A 4,316-nucleotide genomic window follows, 5' to 3' on the forward strand; every position below is an offset into this window, starting at 1 on the left:
GGCGGGGGTTAGTTGCGGGTGATGGTGAAGGTTGTTGTGGTGTTCTTGATGTCCTGGGCGTTGTCGGTCAGGCGGAGGTTGGTGAACGTCGCCGCGCCGACCGCGGGGCCCTGACCGGCCTCGGGCATCTCGTTGGCCCAGATGCCGAAGCCGGACTTCGCGTCGAACGCGTCACCGCTGCGCCGCGCACCGGAGATCGACACGTTCGTCAGCACCGTGTCGGTGATCGGGTTCTCCGGCTGGCTGCCGTTGTACTTGGTCTGGAACATGATCCCCGAGTACGTCGGATCGACGATGTCCACGTCGCTCACCCGGATGCCGCGGAACTCCTTCGACGCCGAGAACAACCACATCGCCGGGAACGTCTGCGCGCCCCAGAAGTGCCCGCCGGAGCGGATCAGCGAGATGTTCTCGAACCGGGTGGGCGGGCTGGCGCCGAACCCGACGAACGGGTAGCCGAAGTCCAGCGAGCTGATCGTGATGCCCGAGTACGTGAGCTGGTCGGCGATGTAGAGGTTGCGGAACACGTTGTCGTAGCCGCCGTACACCGCGAGCCCTGCTGCCCGCCAGGTCAGCGTGGCGGTCAGGTTCTCGAACACGTTGCCGTGGTTGCCGCCGGAGCCGCCCTGGTCGGTGGCGGAGAAAAGCGCGAACGCGTCGTCGCCGTTGGAGCGGCCCTCCGAGTTGGTGACCAGGTTGTTCGTGCTGCCGTTGGTCATGTTCACCGCGTCGGCGAAGGTGTTGCGGAACCGGCTGTCCCGGATGGTCAGCCCGTCCACGCTCACCCCCCAGTACGCGCAGACGGTGTGCTCCACCCAGACGCTGTCCAGCGTCAGGTCGTCCACGTCCTTCAGTTCGCCCCACACCTTGCCGGGCCCGTCGATCCGGTTGGTGTAGTTGCCGAAGAACGCCAGGTGGGCGAACGTGGAGCCGCTGGCCGAGGACTCGACCCGGAAACCGGCGTCGGTGTTCTGCTGGTTGCGCGGCGTCTGGAAGCGGGTGTACCACATGCCGGCGCCGACGACCTTCACCGCCTTGCCGTACACCTGGAACTTCTGCGCCGTCTCGTACGTGCCGGCGGGCAGGTAGACGCCGACCAGGGTGCCGGTGGTGTCCATCCGTACCGCGTCGAGCGCGTTCTGCACGTCGGCGTGGCTGAACCCGGTCGGCACCCTGTAGCGGGCCGGGTCGGGGTTGGCGCGCGGCGACACCAGTTCGGTGTCGACGAAGTCGATCGCGTACGTGGTGGTGTTCGCCGGGTCCTTCTGGAGGCGGATCCGGCTGCCCGCCGGGACCGTGGTGTCGAGCAGCACGTTCGCCTCGTCGTACAGGTGCCGGGGCGCGCCCGCGCTCGGCGAGTCGCTGGGACCGGCCTCGGCGCCGTAGAGCCAGATGTGCTTGGAGGTGAGGCTCATCGGCTTGTGCAGCACGCCGTTGACGTAGACGTTGATGGTCGAGTCGATCCCGCCGCCGCCCGGCGCGTCCGGGATGGAGAAGCGGGCCACCAGGGCGTTCGCGGCCGACCGGGTGGTCCACTCGACGTACGCGCCGGTGGTGTCGAGCGTGACCGCGCGGCGGCCGGACGCCTCCCCGGCGAGGTCCCCGATGGTGCGGTTCGGGCCGATCACCTGCGCGCCGCCGCCGGTCGTGCCGTCCTCGGCCTCGTAGGCGTCGTACGGCAGGTTGGCCCCGCGGCCGACGAACAGCGACCGGTCGCTGGTGTTGTTCTGCCGCTTCACCGGCAGCTCGTTGGCGTCGTCGGCGACCACCACCCGCACCGTGTACCGGCCGTTGGCGGCGGTCCAGGTGCCCAGCGACACCGGGCCGGCGGTGGCCCCGGCGGCGATCGTGCCGCTGTGCGAGCCGGTGAGCGTGCGGACCACCGCGCCGGACTGGTCGCGCACCGTCAGCGTGACGCCGTGCGCACCGCTGGCCGACGCGATCGTGCCCTGGTTGCGCAGCGTCACCGCGAAGGAGACGGTTGCGCCGGCGCTCGGCGTGCCGGGTGACCAGGTGACGGCGGAGGCGACCAGGTCGGAGCTGGCGACCGGGCTGACGGTCAGCGCGGTCGGGCTGGTGTAGAAGTTGTTCGCCTCGTTCTGCTCGATCACCGCGTTCGACTCGTCGACCTTCGCGGTGAGCGGGTAGCTGCCGGCGTCGCGTACCCCGATGTCGGCCGAGACGGTGCTCGACGCGCCCGCGGCGAGCGCGCCGACGGCGGCGGTGCCGACCTTCGTCGTACCCAGGTAGAGGGTGACGGCGGAGGCCGCGGAGGCCGCGGTGCCGGCGTTGCGCACGGTGGCGGACAACGTGATCGCGTCGGTCTCCACCGGCGCGGACGGCGACGCGGTGACGGCGGTGACGGTGAGGTCGGGGTTCGGCGCCGGGACGCCGATGACCTGGAGTTCGGCGACCTGCCCGTTGGAGGAACCGGAGTTCGCGGTGAACTGGAGCCGGACGTCGGCGGCGGTCGCGGAGACCGGGACGGTCACCGTGTTGGCGCTGTTCGGGTTGAAGGAGTACGTCGCGGAGCCGGCCAGGCTGGTGAAGCCGGACGCGGACTGTTCCCGGCCGAGGACCTGGAACGTCTGGGTGCGCGCGCCCCACGCCGGGTCCGGGTTGAGCTTCACCACGACGGCGCTGATGCTCGCGTTGGCGCCGAGCGCGACCGTCAACGTGCTCGGGTACGCGCCGGGCGCACCCTCCCAGTACGTGGAGACGTCGTTGTCGACGGCGTTGGCGGCGGCGAACACGTGCACCATCGACGACGCGGTGGCGGGCTTGCCGACCGCCAGGTTCGTGCCGCCGGTGCCGCTGCCGGTGCGGGTGACGGTGTTGCTGTTCGCGGACACGTTCCCGGCGGCGTCGCGGGCCCGGACGTGGTACGAGACGGTGGCGCTGTCCGGCTGGCTGTCGGTGTACGTGAGCGTGGACCCGCTCACTGTGGTGCGCAGCGTGCCGTTGGCGTACACCTCGTAGCCGGTGACGCCCACGTTGTCGGTCGACGCGGTCCAGGTCAGCCGGATCTGCCCGCTCGCCGGCTGGGTGAAGCCCAGGTTGCCGGGCGCGGTGGGCGCGACGGTGTCCCCGGTGTTGCCGGTCCGGGTGACCGTGTTGCTGTTCGCGGACACGTTCCCGGCCGCGTCCCGGGCCCGCACGTAGTAGGAGACTGTGGTCCCGGCCGGCTGGGTGTCGGTGTACGTGAGCGTGGTGCCGCCGACGCTGGTGCGCAGCACACCGTTGGCGTACACGTCGTAGCCGGTGACGCCCACGTTGTCGGTCGACGCGGTCCAGGTCAGCCGCACCTGGTCGGTGGCGGGCTCGGTGAACGCGAGGTTGCCCGGCGCGCTCGGCGCCTGGGTGTCACCGGTGACCGGGCCGTAGACCTCCAGCTCGGCGAGCTGCCCGGCGGGCCAGGCGCTGTTCGCGGTGAACAGCAGCCGCACGTACCGGGTGGACGCGGTGGGCACCGTGACTGTCACCGTGTTGCCGCCGCCCGGGTCGAACGCGTACGCCGCGGAGCCGACGAGCGTGCCGAACGTGGAGCCGTTCGTGCTGCCCTGCACGGTGATCGTCTGGGTGCGCGCGCCCCAGCCGGACGGCAGCCGCAGCACCAGCCGGCTGACGCTGGTGGCGGCGCCCAGGTCGACCTGGACCCACTGCGGGAACGCGTTGTTCGGGCTCTCCCAGTAGGTGGCCGCGTTGCCGTCGTTGGCGTTGCCCGCGCCGTACACGTCGGCGTGGCCGCTCTCGGTCATGGTCCGGCCGAGCGCCAGGTTGGTCGAGGAGGTGGCCGCGCCGTACACCTCCAGTTCGGCGAGCTGCGCGGCGGTCCAGCCGGTGTTCGCGGTGATCACGACCCGCAGGTAGCGGGCGTTCGCGGCGGTGAAGCCGAGCGTCACGGTGTTGGCGGCCGCCGGGCTGAACGAACGGCCCGCCGCGGCGACGACAGTGGTGAAGCCGCTGCCGTCCGCGCTGGCCTGCACGGACAGCGTCTGGGTGCGTGCCTCCCAGGCGGCCGGGAGCTTCAGCACGACCTGGTCGACGGCGCGGCTGGTGCCGAGGTCGACCTGCGCCCACTGGGGCAGCGCGCCGCTGCTCTCCCAGTAGCTGCCCTGGTTGCCGTCGGTCAGGTTGGCCGCGACGTAGGGGCCGTTGACGCTGCTGGCGGTGGCGGTACGCCCGGCGGCGAGGTTCGGGCCGCCGGCGGCGAGGGCCGGTGGGGCGGGGGCCGCGGTGACGACCAGGCCGACCGCGGCGAGCACCGCGACGATTCCGGTACGGAGTCTGGACATGGTGGACGGACACCTTCTTCC

Annotated in this window: 1 protein-coding gene; it reads right to left on the bottom strand. The window is 71.4% G+C overall.

Annotated features, from left to right (window positions below; translation table 11 throughout):
- Positions 1 to 8 precede the first annotated feature (8 nt).
- Positions 9 to 4,295, bottom strand: coding sequence for a discoidin domain-containing protein (locus tag EAD96_RS16585; protein WP_121684962.1), 4,287 nt, complete (start codon positions 4,293 to 4,295; stop codon positions 9 to 11).
- Between the last annotated feature and the right edge of the window lie 21 nt (positions 4,296 to 4,316).

The sequence above is a fragment of the Micromonospora sp. BL1 genome, from assembly GCF_003667485.1.
GTDB classification, from domain to species: domain Bacteria; phylum Actinomycetota; class Actinomycetes; order Mycobacteriales; family Micromonosporaceae; genus Micromonospora; species Micromonospora tulbaghiae.

Excerpts from the sequence above, each read along its gene's own strand:
- EAD96_RS16585 (WP_121684962.1), bottom strand. The coding sequence starts at position 4,295 with ATGTCCAGACTCCGTACCGGAATCGTCGCGGTGCTCGCCGCGGTCGGC.